Source organism: Gemmatimonadaceae bacterium (genome assembly GCA_035533015.1).
Lineage (GTDB): Bacteria > Gemmatimonadota > Gemmatimonadetes > Gemmatimonadales > Gemmatimonadaceae > JAGWRI01.
In genome coordinates this window covers 20,805-37,011 of record DATLUQ010000046.1, presented here as the reverse complement: position 1 = coordinate 37,011, position 16,207 = coordinate 20,805, and the positions used below count along the sequence as shown (strand labels likewise).

Sequence of the window (16,207 nt, the reverse complement as noted above, 5' to 3'; positions counted from 1 at the left end):
TGCTGCTACACCGTCTTGCCGACGCCGCGCACGATGCCTTCCACGCGGCGCGCCGGATCGAAGTAGCGCCGCGCCAGTGCCTGGATGCTCCGGGCGGTCACGGCTCGCACGCGAGCCTCGAATTCGTCCAGCTCGGCCAGGCGGCCGTCGAGCCAAGCCCCGATCACGTCGCTCAACACGGCCCCACCGCGCTGCAGCCGGATGTCGTGCACGCCCAGCGCGTACGTCTGCGCATGCGCCAATTCCTCCGCCGTCACCGGCGTCTCGACAAGCTTGGCGAACTCCGCGAGCAGGCCGGCACGTGCCACCTCTTCGCGCTCGGGAGACATGGCGATGTAGGCCCCGAAGGCGCCGGCCAGCCGCCGCTCGGCGGCGAACGCGTGCACGGTGTAGGCCAGCGACTGCTTCTCGCGCAGTTCATCGAAGAAGCGCCCGCCCAGGCCGCTGGCGATGCCCGCCACCAGTCCGGCCGCATAGCGGTCGTCATCCAATCGGGAAGGGCCGGGAAAGAGCATGAGCAGCGCGGTCTGCGCCTTGTCGCGCGCCTCGACAGCCGTTTCGACGACCGCCGGCCACGTCGGTGCGCCCACCGTCGGCCCCGGTGCGTATTCCAGTTCTCCAAATGCGCGGGCGGCGGTGTCGGCCAGGGCGTCGGGGTCCGCATCACCGACCACCCCGACCACCGCCGCCGATTGCCGCACGCGCGACGCGTGCCAGGCGCGCACGGCGTCGACGGTGATCGCCCGCAGTGACGCCTCGGTGCCTCCGGTCGGCCGGCCGTACGGATGCGACGGATACGCCGCGCGCAACGCCATCTGCATCGGGTACCCGTACATGTCGTCGCGCATCGCGATCGCCTCGGACAGCGCGGTGGCCCGCTCCGTCTCCAGCGCCGCATCGGGCACCGTGGCGTGCTGGGTCACGTCGGCCAGCAGGACCATGGCTTCGGCATAGTGCCGCGCCGGTACCGAAATGGACCACCCGAAACTCTCGCCGCCCACGGCCGCATTCACGCTCCCGCCCAGCGACTCGCCCAACTCGGCGATCTCCTCGGCCGATCGTGAGCGCGTACCCTTGAGCGCCGTACGCGTCATGAGCGCGGTGAGGCCCGCCGTGGCGTCCGTTTCCGCGATCGCCCCGCCATCGACGAACACCCCCATATGCGCCATCGGCGAGCCGGCCTTGCGGCGCACGAGCACGGGGACGCCGCGCGCCGTACGATACACACGCACCCCCGCCTCCTCCCGCACGAACGCAGCCCCGGTCCGCGCCGCCACGGGGCCGCCCACGGCGGGCATCGACCGGGCAGAAGGAATGGCCGGCTGCACTGCGTCGAGCATCTCGCGCATGGCAGCCGCGTCGCGGACCACGACCGGCGACGACGCGGGGCGGTAGGCGAGGACGCCGGCCCCGGACGGATCGAGATACGTCCGCGCGACGCGCGCCACGTCGGCCGCGGTGCACGCCATCAGCCGGTCGTAGAACGCGTCGCCCAGCCGCCAGCCGCCAAGCGATTCCCATTCGGCCAGGTGGTTCGCCTGCCCTTCCATGTCCTCCAGACGACGGATGAACCGCGCCTCGAAGATGCGCTGCGCGCGCTCCACCTCGGCGTCGGACACGCCGTGCTCGCGGACGCCCAGCACCGCGCTCCATGCGGCGCGCGCGGCCTCGACGAGGGTGCCGGGCTGCCCTTCGGCGTGTACCACGAACACGCCGACCTCGGTCGGGGCGTAGTCGTAGGCACTCACCGACGAGGCGAGCTGACGTTCGCGCACGGCGCGGTAGAGCCGCGATGCGCGCCCCTGACCGAGAATCGCGGCCAGCAATTCCAGGGCCGGCGTATCGGCGTGGAGCGGGGGCACCGTGCGCCACCCGAACGCGAGCTGGGCCTGCGCGATGTCGCCGCTCAGTTCGCGGTATCGGAAGTCGGGCAATCCGGTTTCGACGGGCCCGGGCGTGCGCAACGGCGCGCCGGCCGGCGCGCCGCCGTACCGCGCCTCGATCTCGCGCAGCGCCCGGTCGGGGTCGACGTCGCCGACGACGCTGAGAATGGTCGTGCCGGGACGATAGAAGTTCCGGTAGAACCCAACCACGTCATCGCGCGTGAGTCGGCGCAGGCCGTCCTCGCGCCCGATGCGCCAGCGCCGCATGCGATGGCGGTCGAAGAGCATCTCGTACAGCGTCTCGGTGGCCACGGCGCCCGGGTTGTCGGCCTTGCGCTTGGCCTCCTGGATGATGACCTCCAGTTCGCGTCCCAACTCGCCGGGGTCTATTAATGAATTGTTATAAGCGTCGGCCTGGATGTCGAGTGCCTCGCTGAACCCGGAGGCGCGCACCACCGTGTAATACACGGTGTGGTCGTAGATCGTCCCGGCGTTGAGGTAGCCGCCCACGGCCTTGGTCTGCTTGGCGATCTCGCCCACGCCCCGGCGGGGCGTGCCCTTGAAGAACATGTGCTCCAGCACGTGGGCGATACCGACGACGTCGTCGGTCTCGTCGAAGTATCCCGCTCTGACGTGGGTGACGATGGCCGCCACCGGTGCCGACGGGTCGCGGCGGACGAGTACGGTGAGGCCGTTGGCAAGGACGCAGCGGCGCACGGTGGCCGGATCGAGGAGTTCGGTCATGATCTGCGAATGATAGCCGGCGCGTGACGACCCGGCGCGCCGCGGCACCGATCAGTGCAGCGTATCGGGCGGGGTTGCCCCGGAGACGCACCGCGTCCACACGCCGGGGCCGGCGCGCGTGATCCACCGCTCGCCCTCGTCGATGCGCCCGAGCTTGACGAGCGTGCACCCCAGGTATCCCTGGGCGGCGGGGTCTTCGGGATTGGCCGACACGGCCCGCACGTAGAATTTCCGCGCCAACTCGTACTGGCCGGCCGTGAACAGATAATCTCCCATCTCGCGCAGGGCCACGAAGTTGGTTGGGTCGGCGGTGAGGGCGAGTTGCAACTCGTCGTTGGCCGCCGCGAGGTTGCCGGTGCGGCGGGCGATGCGGGCCAGGTAGACGTGCGTGATCGCATAGCCGGGGTCGATGAGCGCGGCACGCCGGAAGTCCGCGGTCGCGGCATCGAGATTACCGGCTTCGTATTCCGTCATCGCCTGCCGGAGCACGCCGTCGCGCCGTGGGCCGCCGAGCCAGTAATACGTGCCGCTCGCAGCAGCCGCGACCACGATCGTTACGGCCACCAGGACCAGCCACCGGCCGGTGTGCGACACGCGCCGCTGGCCAGCGGGCGTTGGGCCATCCACTGGCTCGGGCACCGATTCCAGCCGTCCGGGCGGTGTCATGGCCTCGAGTAGGGGGCGCGGCGGGGCAACCGGCATGGTCGCGGCGGTCCCCGCTCCGCCCGACGAACGGGCGGCAGCCCCGAGCGAGGCATCGAGCGCCGTCAGGGCCTGGTGCGCGGCCTCGATATCCGTGGTCGTGGGGCGATACTCCGTGTCACCGGCGCGGTCGCGCGCGGCGGAGAGCGCGGCGAGCGCGTTGGCCTGATCGAACGTGAGCAGTTGGCGGCGGCGGGCTTCGCGCACGAGTTGCATGCCGGCCGTACCACTGCCGCCGATGGCGGCGCGCAGGGCGTCCTCCACGGCCGACCACGCGTCGAGCAGATCGGCGGCCAACTCATCGGGATGGCTCGACGGAGCGAGGCGGCCGATCGCGGCGCGGGCGGCGCCGAGCGCGGCGTCCGCGCCCTGCGGGTCCGACGAATTCACCGGACGATACGCAGCAGGCCGGCGCGCGCGCTCGCCCGCAGGAAACTCTCCGCGTCGTGGATGGGCAGCTGGATGCCGGTCTGCGTCAGCACATGGCGAGCACGGCCCCGCATGTAGTCCTCGATGGACGAGGCCGCGTGGGTGTCCTCGGCGTCGCGCATATGGGTCACGATCTCTTCCCACGACCCTTCGAAGCTCATCCCGTCGCCTCCCACCACCTGGTGCGGATGCGCGCCCTGGGCGTCATCGCGCTCGACGAGGCCGCTGAGCAGGGTGCCGAACATTTCGAGTTGGTTCCGCGGGGCCGCTCGCTCGTCGCTCTCCTCACCGCCCTCGTCGAGGTCGAGGAGCACGTCTTCCAGATCGTCGGCGTCGTCACCCAGTTCGGCAAGACGCGCATGCCAGGGCGTCAGCTCGGCATCGCTCTCGTCGAGCTTGTAGATGGATCGCTTGAGTTCGATCAATCGCCAGATGCCGAGTTCGTCCCAGTGGTCGTCTGGGCGCGTCCGCTCGAAATGGTAGAGTGCGCCCTCGTACTCGGCGCGATCGTACAGGATGTTAGCCAGGTAGATGCGCGCTTCGGCGTGGTCGGCGTCGATCTGCAGCGCCGCGCGCAGCGCTTGGATGGACGAGGTGTCGTCGCCCAGCCGGTGCTGCGCGTAGCCGACGCACGCAATCGCCTCGGCCATCTCGGGCGCCTGCTCCCTGGCCTGTTCGAAGAATTCGAGCGCCAATTCGAACAGCGCCGGCCGTTCGCGGAACGACGCCTCGCGGAACAGGGCCCGCCCGACCTGCAGCATGAGATCGAGGTCGTCGCTGTACCCGAGCTCGAAGATCCGATTGAAACACCGGACCGCGGCGTCTTCCTGGCCGAACTTGAGCAGCGTCTCGCCGATCCCGGCCAGCGCATCTTCGTGGTCGGGCTCGAGCACGAGCGCCTGCTCGAAGCTCCGCCGCGCCCACGGAAATTCCTCGCGGGCCAGGCGCGCATAGCCGACGCCGATGTGCAGCTCTACCGAATTCGGGTAGAGCGCCAGCCCCTCACGCAAGACGTCCAGGGCTTCGTCATACAACCCCTCGTTGTAGAGTTGGTGGGCACGTTCATCGTACTCCTCGGAACTCAGGAACGGGGTGGGCATGAGGACGAAGACCTCCGAATCGAGAGGGCATGCCTATAGTACAATCACCGTGCCGCGAAGTTCAACGGTGAGTTTTGCTTCAACACGCGCCATTTTGATGCGCTACCCGGCGCCGACCATCGCTACAGCGACTTCCGCGGCCAACCAAGCGTTTCGTTCGAGCAGCGCGAGGTTCACTCCGAGGGACCGCCCGTCGGTGACCGCCGTCACTGCCGCGAGCAAATAGGGCGTGGCGGCGGCGCCCCGTACACCGTCGGCCCGCGCGCGGTCCAGCGCGTGCTGCACGGCACGTTCCACTTCGACGCGCGGCAATGCGATGCCGGCCGGCGGCGGCTGCACGACCACCAGCGCCTGAGTCCGGCCCAGTGCCCGGTGGGCCCGGAAGATGGCGGCGATCTCCGCCGCCGATTCCGCGCGCGCGCTCAGCCGCAGCCCGGTGTCCACGGTGTAGAACCCGGGCAGCTCCGACGTCCGGAAACCCACCACGGGCACGCCGAGCGTTTCCAGCCGCTCCATGGTGGCCGGGAGGTCGAGAATCGCCTTGGCGCCGGCGCACACGACGACCATTGGCGTGTGCGCGAGTTCCACCAGGTCGGCGGATTCGTCGAATGGCGGTTCGCGGTGCACACCGCCAATGCCGCCGGTGGCGAACACCGGAACGCCGGCCCGGTGGGCGAGGGCGAGCGATGCCGCCACCGTCGTGGCGCCATCGGCCCCTTGGACGACGGCCAGCGCCAGATCGCGGGCCGATACCTTCCGCACGCCGTTCCCGGTGAGGAAGCGCTCCAGTTCGCCGGGCTCGAGCCCGAGCGCCGGCACTCCGCGGACCACGGCCGTGATCGCAGGGTGCGCCCCCGCGCCACGGACCGCCGCCGTCATCCGCTCAACGGCGTCGCGATTGGCGGGCGAGGGAAGCCCCTGCGCGATCACAGAACTCTCCAGCGCGACCACCGCCTCGCCGCCGGCGATCGCGCGGCGCAGGTCCGGGAGGATCCGGATCACGCGGGGTCGAACGCCTCGGCCTTGCGCGAGTCGAGCACCTCGCGTTCCGCGGAGGTGGGATCGTAGATCGCGATGATCTTGATCGTCTCGCCCTCGTAGGCGTCGAATTCCTTTCCCTGGCCCCTGGCGACCCGGATCTCGTGGCCGTCTTCAAAGCGGAGTACGACGAGCGGGGTGCGGTCGTTCACGTAACGCCGGCGCAGGCGGATAGCGGTGGGTTTCTTCATCGGAACACGATTCAGGTGGCGGTGCCACGTGGGAGCTCGAACTCGCGCCACCGGCCGGTGGTGAGCGCCTCGTCCATCATCGCCACGGCGGCGTCGAGTTCGTCGTCGGCGTTGTAGAAGTGCGGCGCGACGCGGATGCCCGCGTTGGGACGGAAATCCACCAGCACGTCGCGCGACAGAAGATACTGCGATACCTCGAACGCGTGGGGGACGTTGAAGGCAACGGTTCCTCCACGACGGGCCGGATCACGCGGCGTCTTGACCGGGTACCCGCGCTCGTCGGCCATCGCGAGCAACCGTGCCGTCTGCTGCATGCTCTTGGCGCGGATCGCTGCCACGCCGGCCCGCCGCACGAGCCGTGGGCCCTCGATGGCAGCGTACAGCGCGGGGATGGCCGGCGTGCCGTTGAGCCACCGGTAGATGCCACCGGTGTACCGCATCTCGGTCTCGAAGTCGAACGGATTCGCGTGCGCCTGCCACCCGGTGAGCGACGGCTCGAGCGCGGTCTGGATCCAGGGCGCGACGTACAGGAAGCAGCCGCCGGGACCGCCGCACAGCCACTTGAGGACGCCGCCGGTGAGAAAGTCCACGCCCAGTGCCTGGACGTCCACCGGCAGCACGCCCACCGAATGGAACGCGTCGAGCGACACCAGGGCGCCCATCTCGTGCGCCCGCCGGGCGATCGGTGCCACATCCATCACGAATGCCGAACGGAAGAGGACGTGCGAGATACAGACGAGTCGCGTGCGCTCGTCGATCGCCGCCGCCACGGCGTCGGCGTCCACACTGATCCCGTCGGGCGCTGCCGGCACGACGATGATCTCGGCGCCGAGGCGCGTCGCCAGGCGGTCGTAGACGTAGCGGACCGAGGGGAAATCCAACTCGGTCATCACGATGCGATTTCGTTCGGGCGGGTAATCGAGCGCCGAGAGCACCGTGGCCTGGCCGAGCGTGACGTTGCCCACCATCACCACCTGGCCCGCGCTGGCCCCGATCAGGGGCGCGATCTCGTCGCCCAGCGCCGCCGGCATCTCCCACCACGCCCGCCCCCACGCCCGGACCCCCTGTTCGGCCCACTCGTCCACGTACTCCGCGAGCCGGTCGGGCACGTGACGCGGCATGGCGCCCAGCGAATTGGATACGAGGTACGTGGTGCGGGCGAGGATCGGGAATTCGGGGCGGAAGGCGAGCAGCGGATCGGTCATACGGCCGGGGCGGCAGCCGCGCGCTCGGCGCGAGAGCGGCGCGTGGCCACGAATACCAGCGTGGCGACGGAGAGCACGAGTCCGGCAATCCGCCATTCCCGCACCGTGACCGACGACAGGAGGGCGATCACCAGCACGGCGGCGAGAACGGGGATGGTGTTGCCGCCCGGGAGGCGGAACGGCTGGCCGGCGCCGCGCACGTCGCGCCGGCGCAGTTCGAACGCGGCGGCGCAACATCCCAGGTAGGCGAGGAGCGCCGCCAGATTGGCCAGCACGACCAGCCGCTCGAACGCGCCGGTGGCGGCCAGCACCACGGTCAGCACCGCCTGCGCGATGATGGCCACGTGCGGCGTGTGGTAGCGGGGGTGCACCGCGGCCAGCGCGCGCGGCGCGTAGCCGTCGCGCGCGAACGCGAACAGGGCCCGCGGCATGGCCAGTGCCATGCCGGTCATGAACCCGAACGTCGACAGCACGACGGCCACGGCGAACAGCTGGGCGCCCCACGGGCCCATGACGACTGCCGCGGCGTCGGCCAGCGGGGTGGCCGAGCCCACGAGGTGAGGCCCCAGGATGCCCTGCACCACGAGCTGGAGGGCGATGAACAGCAGCGTCACCATGCTCATGGCCAGGAGCAGCGCACGCGGCACGGTGCGCGACGACTCTCGCACCTCGCCACTCGGCACGAGGGCGCTCTCGAACCCGGCGAACACGAACACCAGCACCATCGCCGCCCGGGCGAAGTCGTGTTTGGGCGGCATCGTCGTTGGTTTGAGATATTCCATATGGAGGCCAAACGCGCCGACCACGACGAGCAGCCCCAGCGGCGCCAGCTTGACGACCGTGGCGGCGCCGATGAGCCGGGTGCCCTGCTTCACGCCGCGCACGTTGATCCACACCACGATCGCGTACGTGACCACCAGCAACCCCACCTTGGCCGCCGCGGAATCGAATCCCGGCACCACGCGCGCGAAATTATCCGCAAAGATCATCGAGATCGCCGGAACCGCCGTGGCGCCGATGGACCAGATGAGCACCCCGACCAGGAACCCGGCGTAGGGGCCGAACGCCGTCTCGACGTACATGTACGGACCGCCGGTGAGTGACACCCGGCTGCCCGCCTCGGCCATGCACAGGACCACCAGCCCCATGGCGAGGGCGCACATCAAGTAGGCGAGCGGCGCCGCCGCCCCCAGCAGCCCGGCCACCGCCGGATCGGAGGGAATACGGAATATCCCGCCCCCGATGATCAGATTGACGATGCTCGCGGCGAGGCCCCAAACGCCCACGGCTCGGATGAGCGAGGATTCGATGGAAGCGCGCTGAGTCATGGCGGGACGGGGTCGGCTGGGTAGACGTCGGGTGGGCGCCGGCGGCGGCGAACCGTGTACAACACTAGACCGAGCGCGCTCGGGACGCCACCATTCTAGTAACCGCGGCGGGCCGATTGTCGGGCGCGCCGCAACGCACACACCCTGCCGGAGGACCCGCATGACCCGACGCGTTTACCCGTTGACCCTCGCATTCGCGCTGGCACTCACGTCAGCCGCGGCCAGCGCCCAGGCGCCCACCCGCCCGATCGTATCGATTCCGCTGGGCGCGCCGGTGTTGGCCGTCCAGGCCGGCACGATCCCGAGCGCCACCGTCGGGCCCGTTCTTCGTTCGTCGGCCGTCGGTGTGCGGCCATCGCCCCAGAACGTTCCGCTCGCACAGACCGGCGCCCTGGTTCCCGCCGACGACCGCACGCAGTCCCGCGCCATGATGATCGTGGGCGGCGCGGCGCTTATCGTCGGCGCGCTCATCGGCGGCTCCCCCGGCACCATCGTCATGGTGGGAGGCGCCGTCGTCGGTCTGTTCGGCCTCTACAACTATTTCCAGTAGCTTGGCCGCCGATCGCGCGTCCAGGGCCCGAATCGCCCTCGTCCTTGGCGGCGGGGGCGTGAAGGGCTTCGCGCACATCGGCGTGATCAGGGCCCTCGAGGAACGGGGCATCCGCCCCGCCGTGTACGCCGGCACGAGCATCGGCGCGCTCATCGCCGCCGCCGCGGTGCACGGACTGAGTGCTGACGAGTTGGCGCGGCGTGCGGAATCACTCCGCCGCCGCGACCTGTTCCGCATCAACCACCTCGGCATGGTCATGGAACGCATGCGGTCGCCGTCCATCTACCTGGGCGAACCGCTGCGCAACGTGGTGGATGAGGTCGTTCCCCCGGGCACCTTCGAGGATCTGCCCCGCCCGCTGCTGGTGAACACGGTGGACCTGGAGCGCGCCACCCGCGTGGTGTGGGGCCTCCCCGGGTTGCGCGAGGTGTCGGTACGCGACACGGTGTACGCGTCGTGCGCGCTCCCGGGCTTCTTCCCTCCGGCGCGCGTGGACGGACGGCTGTGCGCGGACGGCGGCGTGATCGACAATCTGCCCGCGGCCGCCGCAGCCCTCCGCATGGACGCCATGATTGCCGTGGACGTGGGCAGTTCCGATGTGCGCCCCATCCCGCGCATCGGCGCCCAGGGGTTCGCCGCCATCTACATGCGCGCGGTCACCACGATGATGCACCACCTGCAGCTGGAGCCGCTCATGCAGTGGAAAGGCCCGCCGATGTTGCTCGTCCGCCCCAAGGTGGATTCGAACTGGCTGAGCTTCGCCCACGCCGAGCAGAACATCCGCGAAGGATACCGCGCCACGGTCAAGGCGCTGGAGCACATCGAGGTCTATCTCGAGCAGTCCTCCGGCATCTATCCGCGCAAGCGGATCCAGTTGCACGTCGTGCGCAAGGACTGCATCAAGTGCGGGCTGTGCCTGGCCCTGGCGCCCGACACCATGATGATCGATTCCACCGACGGAACAGCGGTGCCCCGCGAGGCAACGGTGGAGTGGTCCGCGGCCGACGGCGACTTCGTGCGCCACTGCCCCACGCGGGCCATCAAGGCAGCGCGCCTCGACCTCGTCACGCCCGGCGCACCGGACGAAGACGCCGACCGCGAGGACCTGCTCGTTCCTTAGCCCGCCGCGAGCAACGCCGCGTTGGACGACGGGTCGCGCACCAGCCATCCGCCATCGTGCGGCTCCGCCGTGGCCCCGGCGTGCGAAACGGCATCGCGCGCCGCGTGGAGCGCCTCGCGACCCGGCAGCACAATCCGGAGGTAGTCGAGCCCCGGCGAATTCTCCGGCGCCGACGGCGCGCCGGTTACCCCCCAGGTGTTGAGCCCGAGGTGGTGATGATAGCCGCCCGCCGACACGAACAGCGCGCCCGACGCCATGCGCTGCGTGACGTCGAACCCCAACACACCATGGTAGAACGCGTCGGCCTCATCGAGGTCGCGCACCTGCAGGTGCACGTGTCCCATGCGCGTGTGCGGTGGAACGCGCGGCGGCGCGATGCCCACGGCGATCGCATCGTCGAGCAGAGCCTGCAGGTCGAGCGGCTCGGAGACCATCTGCAGCAAACCGCCGGTCACCGGCCATTCGCCCCTTTCCCGGTCGCGATAGATCTCGATGCCGATGCCGTCCGGATCGCCGAGATAGAGCGCTTCGCTCACACCATGGTCGGACGCGCCCTGTAGCGGCCAACGGGACTCCGCCAGCCGCGCCAGTGCATGGCCGAGGTCGATGCGCCCCGGCACGAGCAGGGCGAAGTGGTACACCCCCGTGCTTCGCCGCGGGCGCCGCACCGCACCGGCGATTCTCCGCAAGTCCACGAGCGCGCGCCCGCCAGAACCGAGCGAGGCGTGATCGCCCGCGTGGTGAAGGAGGTCGAGCCCCAACACGTCCGTATAGAACGCGAGAGACCGGTCGAGGTCGCTCACGCGGAGCTGGACCCCGCCAATCGCGGTGCCCGGATCGATGGACATCATGCCTTCCATTGCCGCTCCCCGCCGGCGGCGGGTGCGAACACCCCCGCCACGGGGCCGGCCGTTACGCCGCGGCCTGCGCGGCCTGTTTCACCAGCTGCAAGTCGATGGAAATCTTGACGTCGTCACCCACGAGTACGCCACCCGCCTCCAACGCCACATTCCACGTGAGGCCAAAGTCCTTGCGGTTGATGCGCGTGGTCGCGGCGAAGCCGGCGCGCTCGCCGCCCCACGGGTCCCTGGCGCGCCCCGCCGATTCAACGGCGAGGGTAACCTCGCGTGTCACGTCGCGGATGGTCAGGTCGCCGACGAGCGTGAACTCGCCGTCCACCGAGCCGTTGATGCGCTTGCCCGTGAACCTGATCGTCGGGTACTGCTCGGCGTCGAAGAAGTCGCCGGACTTGAGGTGGGCATCACGCTTGTCGTCCCGCGTATCAATGCTGGCCACGCCAATCGTGACTTCGACCGTCGATGCGGCGGGATTCGCGTCGTCCGCAGTAACCGTGCCCTGCACGTCGGCGAAGTAGCCTTTGACCGTGGAGATCATGAGATGCTTGACGGCAAACTCGGCAGCGCTGTGCGCCGTGTCGATCTGCCACGTGGTCTTGGTGCTCATAGGTGCCTCGCTACTTGAAATTAGTTGATGTGTTACCTACTTTTCATATGTAACTCTAAAAAAAGATGTTACTCTTGTCAAGTGCGTCCGCTCGCCCGAGGTTTTTGCCATGTCCAACCAGGCCAACACCGTCTGTCCCCACTTCCACAAGGCCATCGAGTTGATAGGTCGCCGGTGGACGGGCGCCGTGCTGCAGGTATTGATGAAGGGGCGCACCCGCTACTGCGACATTCGGGACGCCATTCCCGAAGTGAGCGACCGCATGCTCTCCGAGCGGCTCAAGGAACTCGAGAGTGAGGGCATCGTGGTGCGTGTGGTCATGCCCAACACCCCGGTGCGCGTCGAGTATGAGCTGAGCGCCAAAGGGCGCGCCCTCGAGCACGTGCTGGGCGCCGTATCGAAGTGGGCGGAGGCGTGGAAGGAAGTAGGCCCGGCTCAGCCCAAGGCGCGCGCCAGTCGGGCGTAGGCGTCCACCGCAGCGCGCAACTCGTCCACCCGCACGTGCTCGTCGTCGCGGTGCGCAACGTGGATGGAGCCGGGACCGAATAGATAGGGGGTGCCCCAATTGCCGAGTTCGGGTATGTCGGTGGCGAACGCCACGACCGACGTCTCGAAGCCTGGAAGCACGCCGAGTTGGACCGGCGGCACGGTGATGCCCTGTTCCAGCTCGGCTCGGCCTGCGGCCCACCGCTCCAGCACGCGCATGGCGTCTTCGGCCGGCGACACCGTCCGGGCCATGAGCCGCGCTTCGGCCCATGGGGCGACGACATTATCGGCCACGCCCCCGCTGATCTGTCCGATGTTGACGGTGGTGGGGCCGAACAGATCGCTGCGGGGCAGGTCGAGGTGGGGTAACTCGGCGAGCAGCCCAACCAGATCCTCGATTGCCGAATGCCCGAGGTGCGGATAGGCGGAATGCGCCGGCTCGCCCTTGGTACGCACGATCACGCGCATCGCGCCTTTGGTGCCCCTGCCGAGCAGGCTCTCGGTGGGCTCGCCGTCCACGATGGCGCGGCTCCTCAACCCGCTCCGGGCGATCCAAGCATTGGACGCGTGCGCGCCGTCATGCGTGATCTCCTCACCGACCACGAATAACAGGGCAATGGGAGCCCCCTCGGCACGGAGCACGTCGCCGGCGCAGATCATCGCCGAGGCGATGCCCTTGGCGTCGCACGCTCCACGTCCCCAGAGCACGTCGCCGTCCAGGCGCGGTGCGATATAGGGCGGCACGGTATCGAGGTGCGTGGACAGGGTGACGAAGGGTACGTCGCCGGCGCGGGCGAACACGGCGAATCGGCCCTCGCTTACCGGGATGCGGGTCACCGTCCACCCGCGCTGTTCGAGCAGCGTGTGGACGTGGGTCATCAGGGCGCCCTCGCGGCCGCTCGTGGAGTCGATGGCCATGAGGCGCTGTGCGAGGGCGACGACGTCCTGGGATTCGGGCATGACCAAACCTAAGCGCTACCGGCGATTCCTTCGACCGGCCTTCGGATGAGCGCCGGCATCTCGGTGTCGGCGTGCGGCGGTGCGGATCATGTACACCGCAGGGCGCGGGTCCGTCAATGCCGGTCGGGATCATCCTGCCGGCCCCGAAGCGTTGCGCTAGATTTGATGGCAGCCTGCCGTCCACACGGCAGTGGCTCCACTGCGAACCCTCGCCCCGGCCCCACAGCGCGGCCGTGATCGAGAGGCCATTCCATGACAAGCAAGAACTCCTTTGGCAGCCGCACGGCGCTCGCCGTCGACGGCAAGACGTACACTGTCTACCGGCTGGGTGACCTGGGCGGTACCACCGCCACGCTCCCGTTCAGTCTCAAGATCCTGCTCGAGAATCTGCTGCGAAACGAAGACGATGCCTTCGTGCGGCGGGCAGACATCGAGGCGATGATCCGCTGGGACGTGAAGGCGAAGGTCGAGAAGGAAATCGCGTTCCGCACGTCCCGCGTGCTCCTCCAGGACTTCACGGGCGTGCCGGCGGTGGTCGACCTGGCGGCAATGCGCGATGCAATCGCCAAACTTGGCGGCAATCCGCAGAAGATCAATCCGCTGCAACCGGTGGATCTCGTGATCGACCACTCCGTACAGGTGGACGAATACGGCAGCGCGGCGGCGTTCCTGCTCAACACCGAGCGGGAGTTCGAACGCAACACGGAGCGCTACGTGTTCCTGCGCTGGGGGCAGGATGCGTTCAAGAACTTTCGCGTCGTGCCGCCGGGCACCGGCATCTGCCACCAGGTGAACCTGGAGTACCTGGGCAAGACGGTGTTCGTGAACAGCGAGACGGGTGAGGCCTACCCGGATTCGCTCGTCGGAACCGACTCCCACACGACCATGATCAATGGCCTCGGGGTGCTGGGTTGGGGCGTGGGCGGCATCGAAGCCGAAGCGGCGATGCTCGGCCAGCCGGTGACGATGCTCATTCCGGAGGTGGTCGGGTTCAAGCTGCACGGCAAGCTGCCGCCGGGCACCACGGCCACCGATCTCGTGCTCACCTGCACCGAGATGCTCCGCAAAAAGAAGGTCGTGGGCAAGTTCGTGGAGTTCTACGGTGCCGGCCTGTCGTCGTTGTCGCTCGCCGACCGCGCCACGATCGCCAACATGTCGCCCGAATACGGCGCGACGATGGGTTTCTTCCCGTGCGATGCCGAAACACTCAAGTACCTGCGGCTCACCGGCCGGCCCGAGCACCACGTCGAGCTGGTGGAGGCATACACCAAGGCGCAGGGGCTCTTCCGCACCGACGACACGCCCGACCCGGTATTCACCGACACGTTGGAGCTGGATCTCGCCACGGTCGAGCCGAGCCTGGCCGGCCCCAAGCGTCCGCAGGACCGAGTGCCGCTGGCCAGAGCCAAGGCAATGTACGCCGACGCGTACAAGGGGGAAGCGGAGCGCCTCGCGGTGTCGGCCGGCAACGGCGACACGCAGGGCGCCAAGGCCCGGATGGACGGAGAAGGCGGGGCGCAGACTCACAACGCGGTGGAATGCGCGCACAACGGGCAGACCTTCACGCTCCGTCACGGCGCGGTGGTGATCGCCGCCATCACGAGCTGCACCAACACGTCGAATCCGAGCGTGATGATCGCCGCCGGCATGTTGGCGCGGAACGCGGTGAAGAAGGGGCTCAAGTCCAAGCCCTGGGTGAAGACGTCACTGGCCCCGGGCTCCAAGGTGGTGACCGACTATTACAAGCAGGCCGGGCTCACGGAGTATCTCGACGCGCTGGGGTTCAATCTCGTAGGGTACGGCTGCACCACGTGCATCGGGAATTCGGGGCCGCTCCCTGAATCGATCGCCGCCGCCATCGAACAGAAGAGACTCATCGTGGCGTCGGTGTTGAGCGGCAACCGCAACTTCGAGGGGCGCGTGAACCCGCTGACGCGGTTCAACTATCTGGCGTCGCCCCCGCTGGTCGTGGCCTACGCGCTGGCCGGTCGCATGGACGTCGACCTTACCACCGAACCGCTGGGCGAGGGCACCCACGGACCGGTGTACCTCAAGGACATCTGGCCGAGCGCCAAGGACGTGCAGGACGAGATCCTGCGCAGCGTGAAGCGTGATTTCTTCAGTGCCGAGTACGCCGACGTGTTCAAGGGCGACGCGGAGTGGCAGCAGCTCGACGTTCCGCACGGCGAGACGTACGCGTGGCAGAACGATTCCACGTACGTGAAGAACCCGCCGTATTTCGACGGCATGACGATGACGCCCCCGGGCGTGCGCCCGATCGCCGGCGCCCGCGTGCTGGCGATGCTCGGCGATTCGATCACCACGGACCACATCTCGCCGGCCGGAAGCATCCCGCTCAAGAGTCCCGCCGGTCAGTGGCTGGTGGCGCACGGCGTGGACCGCAAGGATTTCAACTCGTACGGATCGCGCCGTGGCAATCACGAGGTGATGATGCGCGGTACCTTCGGCAACATCCGTCTGCGCAACGAACTCGCCCCGGGCACCGAAGGCGGGTGGACGGCCACCGCCCCCGGCGCCCAGCCCACGTACATCTACGATGCGGCGATGGCGTACCAGAAGGCGGGCACGCCACTGGTGATCGTGGCCGGCAAGGAGTACGGCACCGGGTCGTCGCGCGACTGGGCGGCCAAAGGCACGATCCTGCTCGGCGTGAAGGCCGTGATCGCCGAATCGTTCGAGCGCATCCACCGGTCCAACCTGGTGGGAATGGGTGTACTGCCGCTGGAGTTCACGGGTGGGCAGGGCCGCCAGTCGCTGGGGCTCACCGGCTTTGAGACGTACGAGATCGTGGGGCTCGGCGACTCGCTCTCGCCCAAGGCGGGGCTGACCGTGCGCGCCACCGCCAGCGACGGCATGATCAAGGAGTTCACGGTGCTGGTGCGCATCGACACACCCGAGGAGATGCACTACTACCGGCACGGCGGCATTCTGCCCTACGTGCTCCGGTCACTCGTCGGCCGCAAGTAGCGCGCTCGACCGGCGGAAC

The 16,207-nt window shown here is 68.9% G+C and carries 14 protein-coding genes; 4 read left to right on the top strand and 10 right to left on the bottom strand.

From position 1 onward, the window contains the following. Positions 1–5 precede the first annotated feature (5 nt). From VNF92_08870 to VNF92_08840, 7 genes are all read right to left on the bottom strand, one after another. Positions 6–2,675 carry a pitrilysin family protein gene (locus VNF92_08870; protein HVA57989.1) on the bottom strand — a complete coding sequence of 890 codons (2,670 nt, stop codon included), beginning with the start codon at positions 2,673–2,675 and terminating at the stop codon, positions 6–8. Positions 2,676–2,678: 3 nt separating this feature from the next. Beyond that, entirely contained in the window at positions 2,679–3,719 is a 1,041-nt protein-coding gene (locus VNF92_08865; protein HVA57988.1) for a tetratricopeptide repeat protein, read from the bottom strand. Continuing rightward, the gene (locus tag VNF92_08860; protein ID HVA57987.1) at positions 3,716–4,858 is read right to left on the bottom strand and encodes a tetratricopeptide repeat protein; all 1,143 of its coding nucleotides are present in this window, start codon (positions 4,856–4,858) and stop codon (positions 3,716–3,718) included. Before VNF92_08860 ends, VNF92_08865 begins: the two co-directional genes overlap by 4 nt. Before the next feature lie 102 nt (positions 4,859–4,960). Further along, entirely contained in the window at positions 4,961–5,860 is a 900-nt protein-coding gene (locus VNF92_08855) for a pseudouridine-5'-phosphate glycosidase (GenBank protein HVA57986.1), read from the bottom strand. Continuing rightward, entirely contained in the window at positions 5,857–6,087 is a 231-nt protein-coding gene (locus VNF92_08850) for a hypothetical protein (GenBank protein ID HVA57985.1), read from the bottom strand. Before VNF92_08850 ends, VNF92_08855 begins: the two co-directional genes overlap by 4 nt. An 11-nt stretch (positions 6,088–6,098) precedes the next feature. Beyond that, a complete protein-coding gene (locus tag VNF92_08845) occupies positions 6,099–7,292 on the bottom strand; it encodes an aminotransferase class V-fold PLP-dependent enzyme (GenBank protein ID HVA57984.1) in 1,194 nt (397 codons plus the stop codon). Continuing rightward, positions 7,289–8,620 carry an APC family permease gene (locus VNF92_08840; protein HVA57983.1) on the bottom strand — a complete coding sequence of 444 codons (1,332 nt, stop codon included), beginning with the start codon at positions 8,618–8,620 and terminating at the stop codon, positions 7,289–7,291. The genes VNF92_08845 and VNF92_08840 overlap by 4 nt, the downstream gene beginning before the upstream one ends. 160 nt (positions 8,621–8,780) lie before the next feature. Between VNF92_08840 and VNF92_08835 the strand changes: the two genes are divergently transcribed. Together VNF92_08835 and VNF92_08830 are read left to right on the top strand one after the other, a co-directional pair. Further along, on the top strand, positions 8,781–9,170 hold the full coding sequence (locus VNF92_08835) for a hypothetical protein (protein ID HVA57982.1): 390 nt from the start codon (positions 8,781–8,783) through the stop codon (positions 9,168–9,170). A 1-nt stretch (position 9,171) separates the two neighbouring features. Beyond that, positions 9,172–10,290 carry a patatin-like phospholipase family protein gene (locus tag VNF92_08830; GenBank protein HVA57981.1) on the top strand — a complete coding sequence of 373 codons (1,119 nt, stop codon included), beginning with the start codon at positions 9,172–9,174 and terminating at the stop codon, positions 10,288–10,290. Here the strand turns inward: VNF92_08830 and VNF92_08825 are convergent. After that, positions 10,287–11,150: a VOC family protein gene (locus VNF92_08825; GenBank protein ID HVA57980.1), complete on the bottom strand. Its 864-nt coding sequence runs from the start codon at positions 11,148–11,150 to the stop codon at positions 10,287–10,289. The genes VNF92_08830 and VNF92_08825 overlap by 4 nt on opposite strands. Positions 11,151–11,202: 52 nt before the next feature. Further along, positions 11,203–11,754, bottom strand: a complete 552-nt coding sequence (locus VNF92_08820; GenBank protein HVA57979.1) for a YceI family protein — start codon at positions 11,752–11,754, stop codon at positions 11,203–11,205. A 109-nt stretch (positions 11,755–11,863) separates the two neighbouring features. Between VNF92_08820 and VNF92_08815 the strand changes: the two genes are divergently transcribed. Further along, positions 11,864–12,220, top strand: a complete 357-nt coding sequence (locus tag VNF92_08815) for a winged helix-turn-helix transcriptional regulator (GenBank protein HVA57978.1) — start codon at positions 11,864–11,866, stop codon at positions 12,218–12,220. Here VNF92_08815 and VNF92_08810 read toward each other — a convergent pair. Beyond that, entirely contained in the window at positions 12,190–13,200 is a 1,011-nt protein-coding gene (locus VNF92_08810; GenBank protein ID HVA57977.1) for a M20/M25/M40 family metallo-hydrolase, read from the bottom strand. The genes VNF92_08815 and VNF92_08810 overlap by 31 nt on opposite strands. Before the next feature lie 252 nt (positions 13,201–13,452). On the opposite strand from VNF92_08810, the gene acnA reads away from it, so the two are divergent. Beyond that, entirely contained in the window at positions 13,453–16,188 is a 2,736-nt protein-coding gene (gene acnA / locus VNF92_08805) for an aconitate hydratase AcnA (GenBank protein HVA57976.1), read from the top strand. The last annotated feature ends 19 nt before the right edge of the window (positions 16,189–16,207 follow it).

Excerpts from the sequence above, each read along its gene's own strand:
- VNF92_08825 (HVA57980.1), bottom strand. The coding sequence starts at position 11,150 with ATGGAAGGCATGATGTCCATCGATCCGGGCACCGCGATTGGCGGGGTC.
- acnA (HVA57976.1), top strand. The coding sequence starts at position 13,453 with ATGACAAGCAAGAACTCCTTTGGCAGCCGCACGGCGCTCGCCGTCGAC.
- VNF92_08845 (HVA57984.1), bottom strand. The coding sequence starts at position 7,292 with ATGACCGATCCGCTGCTCGCCTTCCGCCCCGAATTCCCGATCCTCGCC.
- VNF92_08815 (HVA57978.1), top strand. The coding sequence starts at position 11,864 with ATGTCCAACCAGGCCAACACCGTCTGTCCCCACTTCCACAAGGCCATC.
- VNF92_08835 (HVA57982.1), top strand. The coding sequence starts at position 8,781 with ATGACCCGACGCGTTTACCCGTTGACCCTCGCATTCGCGCTGGCACTC.
- VNF92_08850 (HVA57985.1), bottom strand. The coding sequence starts at position 6,087 with ATGAAGAAACCCACCGCTATCCGCCTGCGCCGGCGTTACGTGAACGAC.
- VNF92_08840 (HVA57983.1), bottom strand. The coding sequence starts at position 8,620 with ATGACTCAGCGCGCTTCCATCGAATCCTCGCTCATCCGAGCCGTGGGC.
- VNF92_08860 (HVA57987.1), bottom strand. The coding sequence starts at position 4,858 with ATGCCCACCCCGTTCCTGAGTTCCGAGGAGTACGATGAACGTGCCCAC.
- VNF92_08820 (HVA57979.1), bottom strand. The coding sequence starts at position 11,754 with ATGAGCACCAAGACCACGTGGCAGATCGACACGGCGCACAGCGCTGCC.
- VNF92_08810 (HVA57977.1), bottom strand. The coding sequence starts at position 13,200 with ATGCCCGAATCCCAGGACGTCGTCGCCCTCGCACAGCGCCTCATGGCC.